The sequence below is a fragment of the Spirosoma validum genome (assembly GCF_014699035.1).
GTDB lineage: Bacteria > Bacteroidota > Bacteroidia > Cytophagales > Spirosomataceae > Spirosoma > Spirosoma validum.
Genome location: NZ_JACXAA010000002.1, coordinates 537386 through 553563, shown reverse-complemented (window position 1 = coordinate 553563; position 16178 = coordinate 537386). Strand labels below are relative to the sequence as shown.

The following is a 16178-nucleotide window of genomic DNA, read 5'->3' as shown; positions in this document are numbered from 1 at the left end:
CTTTCTGACAATGAAACGTCTGATTCAAAAAATACTCTGTGCGGCTCCGTTCTTCCTGCTGTTGTCGTCCTGCGACAAAGGGTTCGAGGAAATGAACGTGGACCCCAACAAATACTCCGAAGTTGTTCCTGGCTACCTGTTTACGCGGGCTCAACTCGACGGCGTAAGCACCAACTTTACGGGCGCGGCCTACCTGACCATCGGTCAATCGATGCAGCAGTTTGCTACGTATAAAGAGGTTCCGGCAGCTGGCGATAAATACTTCAACTACAGCTATTCGACTGGCAACTGGAATGCTTATGCCGGAACGGGTGCTGGCCAGGGTGCTGTGATTTCGATTCGGCAGGTAATCGACGCGGTTTCCACTAACCCGGCTAACGTCAACTTACTTTCGGCAGCCCGGATCTGGAAAGCGTATATTTTCCATCGCCTGACGGATATGTACGGCGACATTCCATATTTCGACGCCGGCAAAGCACTTTCCGATAAAAACTACGGTCCGAAATACGATACGCAACAGGCTATCTATGCCGATCTGCTGAAAGAGCTGGATGAGTCCATCAAGGCGTTCGATGCGACGAAAACTACGTTCGGAACCGCCGATCTGATGTACAGTGGCGACGTAACAAAGTGGAAGAAGTTTGCGTATACGCTGATGCTACGTTTGGGCATGCGCCTGACTGAAGTGGATCCTGCTACGGCTAAAACCTGGGTAGAAAAGGCCATCGCTGGTGGCGTTATTCTGGACGATGCCGATCGCGCCGTGATTGCTTATGTCGATGGTTCTCAAACTGCCAGCCGAAACTTTATTGCTGCCGGTTTACTCAGTACGGACTACATCACCCCCGGTGGCGACAACGTTGAGGGCGGCAAGTATGCCAAGACGTTTATCGATTATTTGAAAAACACGAAAGATCCACGTCTGAACGTCATTTCGATTGTCTGGACAACGACCGACAACAAAACGTTCACGGCCGATACCACGACGGCCCTGCAAAGCGGTATGCAGAACGCGGCTTACAACAATTTGCCTGCCAACTTCAACTCGTTTTCTGAGCCAAACCCCAATACGCTGCTCAGATACAGCGCCCCGCTGATTGTGTTGGGTAATTCGGAAACCAATCTCCTGCTGGCAGAAGCCTCTGTCCGAGGTTGGGCCAGTGGAACGACGGCTGCGACAGCCTACACCAACGCTGTACGGGCGAATATGCGGCAATGGGCCTTGTTCGGAACGGGTGGCACTATCTCTGACGCAAAGATCAACGCTTACCTGACGGTAAATCCATACAGAACGAGCGGCACCGTAGCGCAGCAAATGGAGCAGATCCAGACGCAAAAGTGGGTTTCACTATTCCTGGAAGACGAGTATGAAATCTTCTCAAACTGGAGACGTACAGGCTATCCGACTCTTACGCCAACGCAGTATCCAGGCAACCTCACCGGCGGTAAGATTCCAACCCGCTTCGTGATTCCGGATTCGGAAGAAACGTACAATAAAACCAATTTCATTGAAGCGCGTACCCGCCAGGGCGGCATCAACACGCTTTCGAGTGTTGTTTGGTGGGATAAATAAATGAGTATATGGCTTTCAGTTTGTGATTTACGAGGTAAGTCTACCACAAACTGAAAGCCATACCGATTAACCTTTACTACGTAATGAAAGCGCCCCGCCGATCACTGCTAAAACGTTTCTTCAGTCCGATTACCCGCATAACCGATTCTTCTCATAACATGCAGGAGTCCAGCCAGGACGTTCCGCTTTACTCGGGCATCACCCGGCAGGGCAATCTGTTGTTTGTGCAGGGGATCGGTGCGCATTTCGAGGGAGATGCCCGGGCGCATGCCGACCACATTTTAACAGAGATGGAGAAAATGCTGGTCAAGGTCGGTTCATCGATGCAGAAAGTACTGAAAGTGAACGTTTATCTGCACGACATCAACGATTACAAAGCTATGAACGAGGTGTACAAAGGACGCTTTGGCCCAAAACCACCCGTTCGGACGACGGTTTCGCCACGCGCCGGCATTCCGAATGGATCGTTGGTTGAAATGGATTGTATTGCGTATATCTGATTAATCCTTTCCTGTTTTTTAAAATTGTTACACAAAGATTCACAAAAACTACGCAGAGATTCACGGAGAAAACCTCTGTGTCTATCTTTTTGCTCAGTGTATCTCTGCGTAAAAACGTTTAGACGTATCATTCTCTCTTTTGCTGTTTTACTGACACTCTACCGGGTTGGCTATGCGCAGCAGAGTGATTCAACGCAGTATCTCATCAAAAAAACCGATGATTTTCAGGTCAGCGGAATAGGCGATCACGCCAATTGGAGCAAAACCAATTGGGTGCCCATCACTGTCCAGGAATCGGCAAACCGGCCGCTGGGCACTAAAACCAAAGTGCTGTATTCGGGTACGGGCATGTATTTCCTGTTCCAGTGCGATGACCAGAAACTGACCGCTACCATTCAGGAAGATTTCGGCTCCCTGTTCAAAGAAGACGTAGTGGAAGTGTTTCTGTGGCCCGATCCGGCGGTACCGATCTATTTTGAATACGAAGTATCGCCGTTGAATTTTGAGTTACCCATTCTCGTACCTAACATCAACGGAAAAGCACAGGGCTGGAAACCCTGGAATTACCGGGCAAACAACAAAACCCAACACGCCACAAGCATACAAGGCGGAGAAAAAATGAGTCATTCGGCTATTAACGGCTGGACAGCCGAGTTTTTCATTCCGTACCGGTTACTGAGCCCCATTGTTCCGGCGATTCCAACGTCTGGCACAAAATGGCGCGGAAACCTCTACCGGATCGATTATGACCAGGGGTATCAAACCTGGTCCTGGAAAAAAACGAGCGGTAGTTTTCATGAATTCAAGAGGTACGGAACGCTCGTTTTCGAGTAATACAACAAAACCACTCTAGTCCCAACCACTTTAACTGATAAACGATCATGCTTAATCGAAGAAGTTTACTCAAGCACTTATCGGCCATGCCACTGGTTGGTGGCCTATTTGGCGGCAGTGCCCCATTGACCGCTGCTCTGGCGGCTCCCCTTGCTCCCCGAAACTTAGTAAAAGAACTGGGAATCCGTACCTTCATCAATGCCGCTGGTACCTATACCGCCATGACGGGGTCACTTATGGAAGAAGACGTAGTAAATACGATCCTGGCTTCTTCCAAAGAATTTATGATGCTGGATGACGTACAGACAAAAGTCGGCGAGAAAATTGCGGCCATCACCCACGCCGAATCAGCCGTTGTTTCGGCGGGTTGTTTTTCAGCCATGACGCTTGGTCTAGCTGGGGTTCTGACCGGCATGGATCAGAAAAAGGTAGAAGCCCTGCCGCATCTGGAAGGTACCGGCATGAAGTCGGAAGTTATTGCTCAAAAAGCACATAACATTGGCTATTCGCACGCCCTGACCAACACCGGCTGCAAAATCATTCAGGTCGAAACGATCGAAGATGTCGAAAAAGCGATCAACGATAAAACGGCGCTGCTCTGGTTCCTGAACATTCAGTCCGACAAAGGCCAGATTACCCACCAGCAGTGGGTCGATTTGGGTAAGAAACATAACATCCCAACCATGATCGACATTGCCGCCGACGTACCGCCGGTCGAAAACCTCTGGAAATTCAACGACATGGGTTTCGATCTGGTTTGCGTATCGGGTGGTAAAGCCATGCGCGGTCCCCAAAGTGCGGGCTTGCTGATGGGTAAGAAAAAATACATCGATGCAGCCCGGCTCAGTATGCCACCGCGTGGTTCGACCCTCGGGCGCGGCATGAAGATCAACAAAGAGGAAATTCTGGGGATGTACGTAGCGCTGGAAAAATTCGTGGCTCGCGATCAGGATAAAGACTGGAAAATGCTGGAAGACCGTGCCAAACACATTACCGACGCGGCCAAAAGTGTCAAAGGCGTAACGGTCGAAACATTTGCACCGGCGTTAGGTAACCATACCCCCACTATGCGCGTTACGTGGGATACGACCAAACTGGCGCCGAAAGCGTTGCAGGAAGCTCTACGTAACGGCAACCCATCCATCGAAGTTGTTGGCGAACCCATGGGCATCAGCATGACGGCCTGGATGCTGAAACCCGGTGAGGAGAAAATCGTAGCCACGCGCTTGAAAGAAGAGTTGACCAAAGCGTCGGTGTAAGGTATCGCGGGTCTTCAGCCCGCATAGCCGCAGGCTAACGTGCCCCGGACTAAGAAATGCAGTTACAACTTAGCCTGCGGCTACGCGGGCTGAAGACCGCAATACCTGACATGAAAGAACCAGCCTTCTATGAAAACGATTTACCTTATTTTATTTTTAGCGTTTCCGCTCAGTTTCATCGCTAGCGCTCAACAATATACCCTCCTCATTAAAGGTGGGCGGTTGATTGACCCAAAGAACAACATTGATGCCCTGATGGATGTTGCGATTACGGACGGGAAGGTTACAGCAGTAGCCAAATCGATTGACGCGAAACTGGCCCGGCAGGTTGTCGATGCCAAGGGCATGTACGTAACGCCGGGACTGATCGACATTCACGGACACGTATTTTACGGAACCGAACCGAATCACTACTTAAGCAACGGCTTAACCGCTGTTTCACCCGACGGCTTTACGTTTCGCGTGGGCGTGACGACGATTGTCGACGCGGGGGGCGCGGGCTGGAAATCATTCGATACATTCAAACAGAACATTATTCTGACGTCGAAAACGCGGGTACTTTCGTTTCTCAACATCGTAGGCGAAGGCATGCGGGGCGGCAAATATGAGCAGGATACTACCGATATGGACCCCAAGCAGGCAGCCAAAGCTGCGCTGGATAACAAAAACGACGTAGTCGGGTTTAAAGTAGCTCACTTTCAGGGACCAAGCTGGGCTCCCGTCGATCAGGCCGTAGCGGCCGGGAAACTAGCGAACATGCCCGTCATCATTGATTTTGGCGGCAGTACGCCCCCGCTGCCGCTTGAAGATTTGTTTCTGAAACATCTCCGGGCAGGCGACATTTACACACATGCCTATACGCTGCTGCCCGGTAACGTTCGGGAAACTATTGTTGATGAAGCGACTAAAACGGTAAAACCGTTTGTCTGGGAAGCGCGTAAAAAAGGTATTGTCTTCGATGTCGGTTACGGTGGTGCCAGCTTCAATTATTCGCAGGCAATTCCGGCGATAAAAGCAAAATTTTACCCGACAACGATCAGTACGGATCTGCATACCGGAAGCATGAACGGCTCAATGAAAGATATGCTAAGCATCATGTCGAAGTTCGTAGCGATGGGCGAAGACATTCCCAGCGTCATTAAAGCCAGCACCTGGACACCCGCTCAAGTTATCAAGCGCGAGAATTTAGGTCATCTGTCAGTAGGTGCCATTGCCGACGTAGCGATTTTGAGTATGCGTCAGGGCAATTTCGGCTTTTACGATAAGACGGGCTATAAAATGATGGGCAAACAGAAATTTGAATGTGAAATGACCATCAAAGGCGGAAAAATCGTGTATGACCTGAATGGTATTGTCAGCCCAATGACAAGTAATTAGTAAGGTACCCCGGACTTCAGTCCGTAAAACCAATAACGGACTGAAGTCCGGGGTACCTTATGTAAAATATATTGACCACCTCAGTTTATATATCCCCCTATGTCAAAGCGTTACGTTAAAGGATTTATTCTGTCACTATTAGTTATTGTGGGCTTTACGCAACGGGAATCGAGAAACGGTTTACCCGTTCAGACAGCCGAGAACGGTGGCCTTTTTTTACCCGAAGGCTTTGAAGCCACGGTGGTGATCGATAGCCTTCCCGGTCGGGCCCGGCATATTGCGATTAATGAAAACGGCGATATTTACGTAAAAGCCCGCTTCGCCCGTGATAAAGACGAGTCCGTAATAGCCCTTCGCGACACCAATGGCGACGGTCGGGCCGATGTCATCAAACGATTTGGTGGACTAGCCCGCGAACGGGCGTACGGTACAGCCATGCGAATTTACAACGGCTATCTGTATTTCAGTTCCGAGCTGTATGTGTACCGTTACAAACTGAAACCCGGCGAATTGGTCCCCAGTAGCCCAATGGAAGTGGTTATGGCCGACGATCATCCGCACGGCATGCACGAACACATTGCCAAGCCCATTACGTTCGACAAAGCCGGCCACATGTACGTAGCGTTTGGCGCACCCTCCAACTGCTGCCAACCTAAAAATCGAACACCTGATATGGCTGGTATCGATCCGTGTCCCATGCTGGAAGATCACGGTGGTATCTGGCAATTTGATGCCAACAAAACGAATCAGACTCAGAAAGATGGCCGTCGGTACGCTACGGGTCTCCGCAGTGTGGTGGGTATGGACTGGAACTTTGCCGATAATAGTCTATACGCTCTCCAGCATGGTCGTGACGACTTTCTGATGCTGTGGGCCGAAAAATACAGTCCCTGGGAAAGCGCTGTACTGCCTGCCGAAGAGCTTTTCAAAGTAAAAGAGGGCATGGACGGCGGCTGGCCCTATTGCTACTATGATCAGGTACAAGGCAAAAAATTGCTCAATCCTGAATACGGCGGTGACGGAAAAACGGTGGGCCGCTGCGACAAATGCGAAAAACCCCTGATTGGTTTCCCGGCTCACTGGGCACCAAACGACATGCTATTTTACCAGGGAAATAGCTTTCCGGATCGGTACAAAAACGGGGCGTTTATCGCTTTTCACGGATCAACCAACCGGGCGCCCTATCCGCAGGCGGGTTATTTTATCGGATTCATGTCTGCAAAAAGTGGTGCGATTGCTTCGGACTGGGAAGTTTTTGCCGATGGTTTTGCCGGAGTTGACCCGGTTGCTAACGTGAGCGACGCCGTTTATCGTCCGATGGGCATTGCTATGGGGCCCGATGGCTCGTTGTATTTATCCGAGACCGAGAAAGGAAAAATCTGGCGCGTTACGTATAAAGGCAGCAAAACGAACTTCGGAACGACCCAGCTAGCGCAGATGGAGAAGCGGAAAACAATGTCGAACATCCGCAATCCAGACAAAATTAAGGATGATCTGGACCGGGGTAAACCAATCGTTGGCAGCAAAGTCTACAGCGTATACTGCTCGGCCTGCCACCAGCGTAACGGCATGGGCGACTCGCAACGGTTCCCGCCCCTGGCCGATTCCGAATGGGTACTGGGCGACAAAAAAAAGCTCATCACCGTACTTCTGCAAGGCCTGGAAGGCCCAATCGAAGTGAAAGGACAGTCGTACAACAACGCAATGCCCCAGCATAGTTTTCTTAAAAATGAAGACATTGCCGAAGTGCTTACTCACATCCGGACCCATTTTGGCAATACGGCTGATGCCGTAACGACAGCCGAAGTGAATGAGGTTCGAGTGGCTTTAAATCCCAAATCAACAGCCCCCGCTAAACGTAAAAAATAACTTTTTAACTCGTTGATTATCGTATGAAAACCGAACGCCGTTCCATCTTAAAACGTCTTTTTGCCTCTGCTGCTGGTGTAGTTGGCCTGAGTGCTGCCAGTAAAGCTGCCACTGTGGATACTGCCGCAGTGGATACTGTTACTGAGCCCGCTGTAGAAGCTGTGGCGGAGAAAGAAGTCTTTAATGTGGTTAATCACCAGGACGTACCGCTCTTCTCCGGCTCGACAAAGCTGGGCAATATGGTCTTTGTTGCCGGCAAAGGCTATCACAAAGAAGGCGATATCAAAGTCCATACGGATGAAGTACTCAAAGAGCTGGAGAAGGAACTGATCAAAGCGGGCTCGTCTATGGAGAAAGTCCTGAAAGTGAACGTTTTCCTGCACGACCTGAACGACTACAAAGGGATGAACGAAGTATACAAAGGTCGTTTTGGCAGCAAACCACCAGTACGTACCACGGTCGCCGTTTATGGCGGTGTGCCGGGTGATTCGCTGGTTGAAATGGATTGCATCGCGTATATCTAGTGCCATGTACGCTGCTGGGTTGGCCGTAGTCTGAGACTACGGTCAACAATGAGCTAAGACAGCAACAGATTCAGTAACTGTTTACCGGTTTAGCTCGTTGTACTAGTATGAAAAAATCCGTAGCCGTTACCGCCCTTACTGAGGCCGAATTAGATCGTATTGTCGAAATGGCCTGGGAAGACCGGACCCCTTTTGACGCCATTCAGGCGCAGTTTAATCTGTCGGAGCAAGACGTAATTGACGTAATGCGTCAGCAGATGAAGCCATCCTCGTGGCGTATGTGGCGGGCACGCGTTCAGGGCCGAGCCACAAAACATGCTGCCCTATCCGCCGTTAACGACGCCAGGTTTAAGTCGAATCAGCAACGGGCGGTAACCCATAACAAGCTTACCAAACGTTAATTGACCAACGCTACTGTATGCGAACGTTTTTTACATTCCTCTTCCTTATCAGTTTAAGCTATTCGGTTGTTGCGCAGCCGTATAGCATTGTCATCAAAGGCGGGCACGTCATTGACCCCAAAAATAACATCAATGGCATTATGGACGTCGCCATCAGCGATGGTAAGATTGTTCAGGTTGCCAAAAACATCGATGCGAAAGGCGCTACCCAGACGGTCGATGCGAAGGGACTTTACGTAACGCCCGGCCTGATTGACATGCATACCCATGTTTTCTTCGGAACAAATCTGGATCAGACGTACAGCAATGGTCCAAACGCTCTTCCGCCCGACGGTTTTACGTTCCGAAACGGCGTAACGACCATTGTGGATGCAGGATGCTCAGGCTGGCGTGATTTCGAAACGTTCAAAAAACAAACCATCGACCTGTCGCAAACCCGCGTACTGGCTCTGCTCAATATCGTTGGGAGTGGCATGCGGGGCGGTACGTTTGAACAGAACATTGCCGATATGGACGCCCAGAAAACAGCGGATATGGCGAAGAAATATCCCGAGCAGGTTGTCGGTGTCAAATTAGCGCATTTCAATGGATACGACTGGACACCTACCGATCGGGCCGTTGAAGCGGGCAAACTGGCGAACGTACCGGTTATGATCGATTTCGGCGGCAGTACACCTACGCTGTCCATTGAAGATTTATTTCTGAAACGACTCCGTCCCGGCGACATTTTTACGCATTGCTTCGGGCAATTAAAAACCCGGGAAGCCATTGTCGACGTAACGACGAACAAAATGAAACCCTTTGTTCTGGAAGCCAGAAAGAAAGGCATCATTTTCGACGTGGGTTACGGCGGCATCAGTTTTGCCTTTTCGCAAGCGATTCCGGCCATTAAAAGTGGCTTTTTCCCCAACACGATTAGCACCGACATTCATACGGGGAGCATGAACAACGCCATGAAAGACATGCTGAATGTTATGTCGAAGTTCATAGCGATGGGCATGGACCTACCCAGCGTCATTAAAGCCAGTACGTGGAGTCCGGCGCAGGCCATCAAGCGTCCCGAATTGGGTAGTTTGTCCGTGGGATCCGTGGCCGACGTAGCGATTCTGAACTTACACGAAGGCAAATTCGAAGTGCGCGATACGGGTATGTTTGGCTTCTTCGATTATACCGGCCACAAGATCGAGGGCAAGCAAAAGCTGGAGTGTGAAATGACGGTTCGGAAAGGCCGGATTGTTTATGACCTGAATGGCATTGCCAACCCGGTTATCGTTACGCAACGCCCAAGATCGTAGGTATCACGGTTGGTCAATAGGTATCACGGACTTTAGTCCGTACAACGCTGTTTACGGACTAAAGTCCGTGATACCTATCCATTGGAAGTAGAACGCACTCACTACTCGCTTTTTCCCTAAACCCATCCTTTTTGAAAATGACGTCTAAAGTATTTTGGGGCGTTGCCGCCGTAAGCCTGGTGGTGGCACTGGGTCTGGCCGCTACCGGCAATCTGGCACAGGCTGGCCCTTTATTTATTCTTTTCTTTTTAGCTATTGCCCTTGCCTTTCGACGTAGCGACGCCTTGAAAGGTTTTGCGTACACCGTTATGATTTTCGCGGCTGTCACAACTGCCCTATATTACCCTTCTTATTTCGTTGAAGTAAACGGTTTTAAGTTCAGTAAACTCATTACCCCCCTAATCCAGATCATTATGTTCGGGATGGGCACCTCAATGAGTATGGAGGATTTTGTTGGGGTCGTTAAAATGCCGAAGGGCGTAATGATTGGCGTAGTCAGTCATTTCATCATCATGCCGACCATCGGTTATTCGATTGCCAGCATCAGCGGTTTCCCGCCCGAAATAGCCGCTGGTATTATTCTGATTGGCTGTTCGCCGAATGGTATGGCATCCAACGTAATCTCCTATCTGGCGAAAGCGAACCTCGCGCTTTCGATTACGATCACGGCGATATCGACCATGCTAGCCCCGTTCGTGACGCCCATGCTCATGAAGTTCTTCGCGGGTGCGCTGGTCGACATCAACGTACTGGATATGATGTGGGACATCTTCAAAATGGTGATTATCCCGATTGGAGCTGGCCTGTTGTTCAACAAGTTTCTAAGTGGTAAAGCCAAATGGCTTGATGAAGCCATGCCCCTGGTATCGATGTTCGGGATTGGGTTCATCATCACCATCATTACAGCCGCTGGCCGGGATAAATTATTGACGATTGGCCCCTCACTGATTGGCCTGGTGCTGCTGCATAATCTGTCCGGCTACTTCCTGGGGTACTGGTCAGGACGACTATTCCGAATGAGCGAGCGCGACTGCCGAACCATCGCCATCGAAGTTGGCATGCAGAATGGTGGACTGGCCTCGGGACTTGCCAACCAGATGGGTAAAGTAGCTACCGTTGGTCTGGCACCCGCTGTCTTCGGTCCGCTCATGAACATCACGGGTTCGATTCTGGCGTCCTGGTGGCACCGTCGTCCGCCCAAAGAGGATATTCCTGAATCAGAGCACGTAATGCTTGATAAAGTATAATCACAGTTGACGTAGCGCATAAAACAAAACGAGCTTGACATCTTCCTGTCAAGCTCGTTTTGTTTACGTCCAATACATAATTGGGGCATTAGGAAATCGATTACGCCACTCGGTGTAAAAAAACTCCTTCAGGCGCTTCATGTCATCCGGCTCGTATACGTATTTGACTCCGCCAAACTTATTCCGTTTCTGCGCCCGGTCCGCTTCGTTCATCTCCAGACTCGTGTTTGGATACCATTCCATCAGTACGTCCTTGCTACCGGGCGTGAATCGATGGGTAATAAACTCTACCGTCAGATCGCAGTCGAAATCAAGCGCAATGGCTAAACGATCGAGTAGATCGGTATAATACGTCCGCCAGTCAGGAATCGGCATAATCGGAGCCAGCACAACCCCAACTGGATACGCACCTCCGCCCTGCTCACGCGGCAGAGCCAGTTCACGTAACGCTCTTATCCGGGCATCAAGAGAAGCCGTTCCTCCTTCCAGTCGACGAACGATAGGCTCAGCATTGAGACTTACACGGGCTCGGGTGCGTCCGTTATGCGACAGATTGAGTAGTGAATCCACCTGATTGTACTTAGTCACGAATCGCAACTGAGTTTCCGGACGGCTGGCAAAATACTGAATGCATTCGGCTAAACTACCTGTGAGATGCTCAATACCAATCACATCCGTGTAGCAACTTACTTCAAACGTAGTGAGTTTACCCGGCTGTTCATAAGAAGCAGTATTGGCCAACATCTGAGGCAGATTGGCGTAAACCCGCGTAACGGGTGGCCCCTGCAGACTACCCGCCAGGTAACAGTACTGACAATGAGCAGGACAACCCTCAGCCAGATTCATTTGCCAGTCCGCAGAAGGCGGTATGGGTTGCAACCGAAACGCGCCGGGCGGAGCCTTGACAACGGCCAGCGTATTTTTAGCATTCCGATACGTTTCGCGTTCGTCGGCGCCACGAAGACCAGTCAGTCGATTGCTCTTCAGGACTTCAATCGGTAAATGCAGTTGACTGATACGCTCATAAATTTGTTGACCGAACGGTTCCTCCAGGGCATCGGGCGTGAAAAGTACTCGTTTGGGAAGCCACAAACGGGCACCCGTACGAAGGGATTGTTTTTCAGGTAACGTCGGAGTAAATAAGTCTTGTTGAGTAGACATAAAGGTGTAAGCAAGTCCTTCGTTATCTGTCTGAAACTGAAGAGAACTCACTTACTAAGAGAACACATCCCATTCGTTTATAATTCGAAAAGTTGAATTAATTCTTTTACACAACTAATTGATTATCAGTGATTTATTATTTTTCTTTCACTTTTTCTGTTAATGCTAAATTAACTGATTATAGCTATCTTGCCATGTCAAAACCTGCCCAGGTACGGGTCATTTTAACCAATCCTATAATTACTACATGATACGTCGAAGTTCTTTCACGCTTGCGCTGCCCATCACCGGATTATTGGTAGGATTTGCCGCTTTTCGGTCGCCTATTGTCGATGATTTGTTTAAGTCCAGCGCGTTTACACCCGCTAAAAGTTTTACAGCGGGCGCCGAAGGTCCAGCAGTCGACAAAGCCGGTACATTGTATGCAGTCAACTTTTCGAAAGAAGGGACGATTGGACAAGTAACGCCCGATGGCCAGGCCAGTCTGTTCATCGAATTACCCGCTGGCAGCGTTGGAAATGGCATTCGGTTTAACAAGCGGGGGGATATGTTTATTGCCGATTACCCGAAACACAACATTCTAAAAATAGCGAAAGGCAGTAAGGAGGTAACCATTTTTGCGAACGAACCCCGCATGAACCAGCCCAACGACATTGCCATCGACAGCAAAGACCGGCTTTATGCCAGTGACCCCAACTGGAAAAACAATACCGGCAATCTCTGGCGGATTGATACCGACGGAAAGATAACGCAGCTAGAAGCAAACGTAGGAACGACAAATGGTGTTGAAGTAAGCCCCGATAATAAAATCCTCTACGTCAATGAATCTATACAGCGCAAAGTATGGGCTTACGATCTGTCGGCGGGCGGTACCATCAGTAACAAACGGCTCCTGATCGAATTCCCGGATTTCGGTATGGATGGAATGCGCTGCGATAGTAAAGGTAATTTGTACATCACCCGGCACGGAAAAGGAACCGTCGCAAAAGTATCGCCCACCGGAAAACTCATTCAGGAAATTACGTTGATTGGGAAAAAGCCCAGCAACATTGCGTTTGGTGGGAAGGATGGACGTACGGCCTACGTAACGCTGCAGGACCAGGGCAATATTGAAACTTTCCGTGTCGATGCGCCCGGTCGAGAATGGACTATGCAGCAGTAGTGATTTTCAGATGATTAAACACGTAGCCAGCCAGTACAGGAAGAAGGCCATCTGGTTTTTAAGTGAGCCAAGCGCCCGAAAGAGAAGATTAGCCACCGACTGGCGATTGATCTCCATTAGCTCGGCAATCTGTTCGTTTTCCAGACCTTTGTAAAATTTGAGGAACACAACCTCCTGCTGGCGTTTAGGAAGCGTATGAATCGCTTGACGGACTTTATACTCACTTTCCGAATCGGCTTCGTGCTGTTCAATTTCGGTCTCGATCGTCTGCCAGTCCGACAAATCATTTACCTCTTGGCTATACAGTGACGCTACAGCATGCGTTGGTCGACGAAATTCCTGTAAGAGCTGATTACGTAATGATTTGAAGAGATAAATTGAAACGACCTGAATTGTTAACGTAGTGCGCCGTTCCCAGATTCGGATGAAGATTTCCTGGATCGAATCTTTAATAAAATCCCGGTCGCTGGTGAAATTAGTTGCGTACGTAAACAGCGATCGATACTGTGTCTCGGCTAATCGGCAAAAAGCGTCCTTATCTCCGGCCTGTGCTCTGTGCCAGAGTTTCAGTAAGTAATCGTTCTCCTCGTGAAGCCGCTGTTGAAGATCCAAAACCTGCTTGTTCTATCAATGCGTAAAATAATAGTTAAAATCGCAAAAACATAGATAATCATTTGGTAATTGACGATTTGCGCAAATATTTCCGCTTTAAACTGTTTAAAATGCATTTTTTGTTTTGACTAAAAAAAATCAGGTACGCCTAACCAACTTATCACAGCGCAGGTACCACGGACTGAAGTCCGTTCTTTTAACCACAAAACGGACTTCAGTCCGTGGTACCTGTAGCTTTATTTCCAGGCGCTACGTAGAAACCGAAGCCAGTTTCCAGAGAAAATATTCGCTACGTCCTCTTCCGAATAGCCGCGTTTTGCTAATAAACCTGTCAGGTTTTGCAGGTCGGCAATCGTATCCAGATCCGTAGGCGACTGTTCGGTTCCGTACGTACCGTCGAGGTCGCTGCCGATGGCAATATGGTGACTGTTACCGGTCAATTGGCAGATATGGTCATAATGATCAATGATCGTTTCGAGCGTAATACCGAAATGGGCCGGATTACTGGTCCGTTGCGTAAAACCGGGCTTCATCATCCAGGCGTCGAAGCAGCCGCCGATCACTGCGCCCCGCTCGGTCAGTTGCCGAATCTGATCGTCAGTTAATTGTCGCTGATGCGGTACCAATGTCCGGCAGTTATGGTGACTGGCCCAAACGGGTCCTTTATAGAGTGCCAGCGCTTCGGTAAAACCCTCGTCGGTCAAATGCGTTACGTCCAGAATGATGCCCAGCCGATCCATCTCGCGTACCAGCTCGCGTCCCTGTGCTGTAAGTGGACCACTCAGACCGGTGCCGGGGGCGTAACGACCGGTGCTGTAATGGGCAGGTCCGAGGGCTCGCAAGCCATATCCATACGCCTTTTCGAGATAGGACAGCTTAACGATTGAATCGGCCCCTTCCAGACTCAGAATATAACCTACCGGCTTTTTATCGTTTGGTTTGGTATCGTCCAGCCAAAGCGCCAGATGGGTTTCCAACCCATCCCGGTCTCGAATCTGAATCATTTCGCCCACGTCTTCCATGGCTTCATACCAGGCCCGTTGCGCCTGCGTCATGGCCCAGGCCTGTTCGGGCGAATTCCAGCCAGCGCCCGGTAGGTTTCCGTTGCTCTGGTTAAAGCGCGCAATCTGCGTAGCTACAACCAAGCCAATGTTCCCACGCCGAAGATCGGGCAGCGATACGGTTCCTTTGGCCCGATCGATTTTATCGCTCATCTCGGCTTCTGTCTCCCGAATCTGATGCGCCGATAATCGATAATCCCGATTCCACTCGATCGCATTCAGCGACATATCTAAATGGGCATCGATAATAAATGGGGCAGACTGGCTCATTGGAATGTGGGATCTTCGTCGTTCTTGTGCGCTAGTTTCGTTTTCACTACGTCGGCGGGGTATTTCAGGGCTAGTTTACGGATTTCGTAGCTAAACTCTTCGTAGGTTTTCTGCCATTCCTGCGCTTCTTCGGGTGTGTAGTCATAAAAACCCTTCGCGTTCAATACACCCTTACCGCCCTCCTTCACAATGTCGTCAATCAGTCTCGGCATGTCCGTCTGATTGCTCAACGTCGGAAATAAATCCTTCATAACGGTGTGATAGGCCGGTACGCCCGTCAGGTCCATCCAGCGAAATACGCCCACCAGCGTCATCCAGTAACCCGGACTATTCCGGCAGGCCCGGTCAACGTCTTCAACCGTTGCGTAACCATTTTCCACCAGATTGAATGCCTCCCGATACATGGCGTACATCAGCCGGTTGGTAATAAATCCCCGGATATCTTTCCGAACCAGAATTGGTTCTTTTCCCCACTGATGCGACAGGTCATAAAGCCATTCAGCCTTCTGGACATCGCTTAGATCACCACAGATAATCTCCAGAAATCGGGTCGTGTGCGAAGGCTCCATCCAATGCAGCCCCAGAAAACGGGTGGGCAATTTCGTTTCGCGCTGCAACAGACTGATGGGGATCGCCGACGTATTGCTGGTAATAAGCGCGTCGGGAGAGATAACCGCTTCAATTTTCGCGTAGACGGCCCTTTTAATATCAATATTTTCGAGCGTACACTCAATCACAAGCCGGCAATCTTTCAGCAGACCGTACTCTTCCGTGATACGTAGCTGGTCACTATACGTTTCAGCTGATTGTGTAATTAACCCTTCGTGAAGCGCACCCGCCAGATGGCCTTTGATCCGTGGCTCAGCCGTTTCCATATCAGATGGAATAGGCGCAATAGCCACGACTGGATGACCGGCGATCAGCAGACACGTAACAATGCTGCATCCCATCAGCCCTAAACCAACTACCCCAACCGGTATCTGCGCCGGATCTGCGGAATGCTTCATTTTGCGTTTCAGTAAAGTGTTCGACG

The 16178-nt window shown here is 49.8% G+C and carries 15 protein-coding genes; 11 read left to right on the top strand and 4 right to left on the bottom strand.

From position 1 onward, the window contains the following. Nucleotides 1-10: 10 nt before the first annotated feature. From IC230_RS07205 to IC230_RS07160, 10 genes are all read left to right on the top strand, one after another. Complete coding sequence (locus IC230_RS07205; RefSeq protein WP_191038295.1) at nucleotides 11-1573, top strand: SusD/RagB family nutrient-binding outer membrane lipoprotein; 1563 nt, start codon at nucleotides 11-13, stop codon at nucleotides 1571-1573. Nucleotides 1574-1656: 83 nt separating this feature from the next. Beyond that, nucleotides 1657-2073 carry a RidA family protein gene (locus IC230_RS07200; RefSeq protein WP_191038294.1) on the top strand — a complete coding sequence of 139 codons (417 nt, stop codon included), beginning with the start codon at nucleotides 1657-1659 and terminating at the stop codon, nucleotides 2071-2073. A gap of 96 nt (nucleotides 2074-2169) precedes the next feature. Next, on the top strand, nucleotides 2170-2907 hold the full coding sequence (locus IC230_RS07195; RefSeq protein WP_317171773.1) for a carbohydrate-binding family 9-like protein: 738 nt from the start codon (nucleotides 2170-2172) through the stop codon (nucleotides 2905-2907). Nucleotides 2908-2954: 47 nt separating this feature from the next. After that, nucleotides 2955-4166, top strand: a complete 1212-nt coding sequence (locus IC230_RS07190; RefSeq protein ID WP_191038293.1) for an aminotransferase class V-fold PLP-dependent enzyme — start codon at nucleotides 2955-2957, stop codon at nucleotides 4164-4166. Between the two features lie 129 nt (nucleotides 4167-4295). Further along, entirely contained in the window at nucleotides 4296-5543 is a 1248-nt protein-coding gene (locus IC230_RS07185) for an amidohydrolase/deacetylase family metallohydrolase (protein WP_191038292.1), read from the top strand. 99 nt (nucleotides 5544-5642) lie between these two features. Continuing rightward, nucleotides 5643-7412: a PQQ-dependent sugar dehydrogenase gene (locus IC230_RS07180; protein ID WP_191038291.1), complete on the top strand. Its 1770-nt coding sequence runs from the start codon at nucleotides 5643-5645 to the stop codon at nucleotides 7410-7412. Between the two features lie 23 nt (nucleotides 7413-7435). Then, the gene (locus tag IC230_RS07175; protein WP_191038290.1) at nucleotides 7436-7936 is read left to right on the top strand and encodes a RidA family protein; all 501 of its coding nucleotides are present in this window, start codon (nucleotides 7436-7438) and stop codon (nucleotides 7934-7936) included. A gap of 107 nt (nucleotides 7937-8043) precedes the next feature. Continuing rightward, nucleotides 8044-8337, top strand: coding sequence for a TIGR03643 family protein (locus tag IC230_RS07170; protein ID WP_191038289.1), 294 nt, complete (start codon nucleotides 8044-8046; stop codon nucleotides 8335-8337). 17 nt (nucleotides 8338-8354) lie between these two features. Next, nucleotides 8355-9632: an amidohydrolase/deacetylase family metallohydrolase gene (locus IC230_RS07165; protein WP_191038288.1), complete on the top strand. Its 1278-nt coding sequence runs from the start codon at nucleotides 8355-8357 to the stop codon at nucleotides 9630-9632. Nucleotides 9633-9769: 137 nt separating this feature from the next. Then, nucleotides 9770-10879 carry a bile acid:sodium symporter family protein gene (locus IC230_RS07160; protein WP_191038287.1) on the top strand — a complete coding sequence of 370 codons (1110 nt, stop codon included), beginning with the start codon at nucleotides 9770-9772 and terminating at the stop codon, nucleotides 10877-10879. A 63-nt stretch (nucleotides 10880-10942) separates the two neighbouring features. On the opposite strand, the gene IC230_RS07155 is transcribed toward IC230_RS07160, so the two are convergent. Next, nucleotides 10943-12040 (bottom strand): spore photoproduct lyase family protein, encoded by a 1098-nt coding sequence (locus IC230_RS07155; RefSeq protein ID WP_223860400.1) that lies wholly within the window; start codon nucleotides 12038-12040, stop codon nucleotides 10943-10945. A gap of 247 nt (nucleotides 12041-12287) precedes the next feature. On the opposite strand from IC230_RS07155, the gene IC230_RS07150 reads away from it, so the two are divergent. After that, entirely contained in the window at nucleotides 12288-13202 is a 915-nt protein-coding gene (locus tag IC230_RS07150; RefSeq protein ID WP_191038286.1) for an SMP-30/gluconolactonase/LRE family protein, read from the top strand. A gap of 6 nt (nucleotides 13203-13208) precedes the next feature. Here IC230_RS07150 and IC230_RS07145 read toward each other — a convergent pair whose 3' ends face one another. The 3 genes from IC230_RS07145 to IC230_RS07135 form a co-directional block, all read right to left on the bottom strand. Continuing rightward, nucleotides 13209-13814 carry an RNA polymerase sigma factor gene (locus IC230_RS07145; RefSeq protein WP_191038285.1) on the bottom strand — a complete coding sequence of 202 codons (606 nt, stop codon included), beginning with the start codon at nucleotides 13812-13814 and terminating at the stop codon, nucleotides 13209-13211. Nucleotides 13815-14050: 236 nt separating this feature from the next. Beyond that, a complete protein-coding gene (locus IC230_RS07140; protein WP_191038284.1) occupies nucleotides 14051-15145 on the bottom strand; it encodes a dipeptidase in 1095 nt (364 codons plus the stop codon). Next, on the bottom strand, nucleotides 15142-16152 hold the full coding sequence (locus IC230_RS07135; RefSeq protein ID WP_191038283.1) for a 3-hydroxyacyl-CoA dehydrogenase family protein: 1011 nt from the start codon (nucleotides 16150-16152) through the stop codon (nucleotides 15142-15144). The genes IC230_RS07140 and IC230_RS07135 overlap by 4 nt, the downstream gene beginning before the upstream one ends. Nucleotides 16153-16178 lie beyond the last annotated feature (26 nt).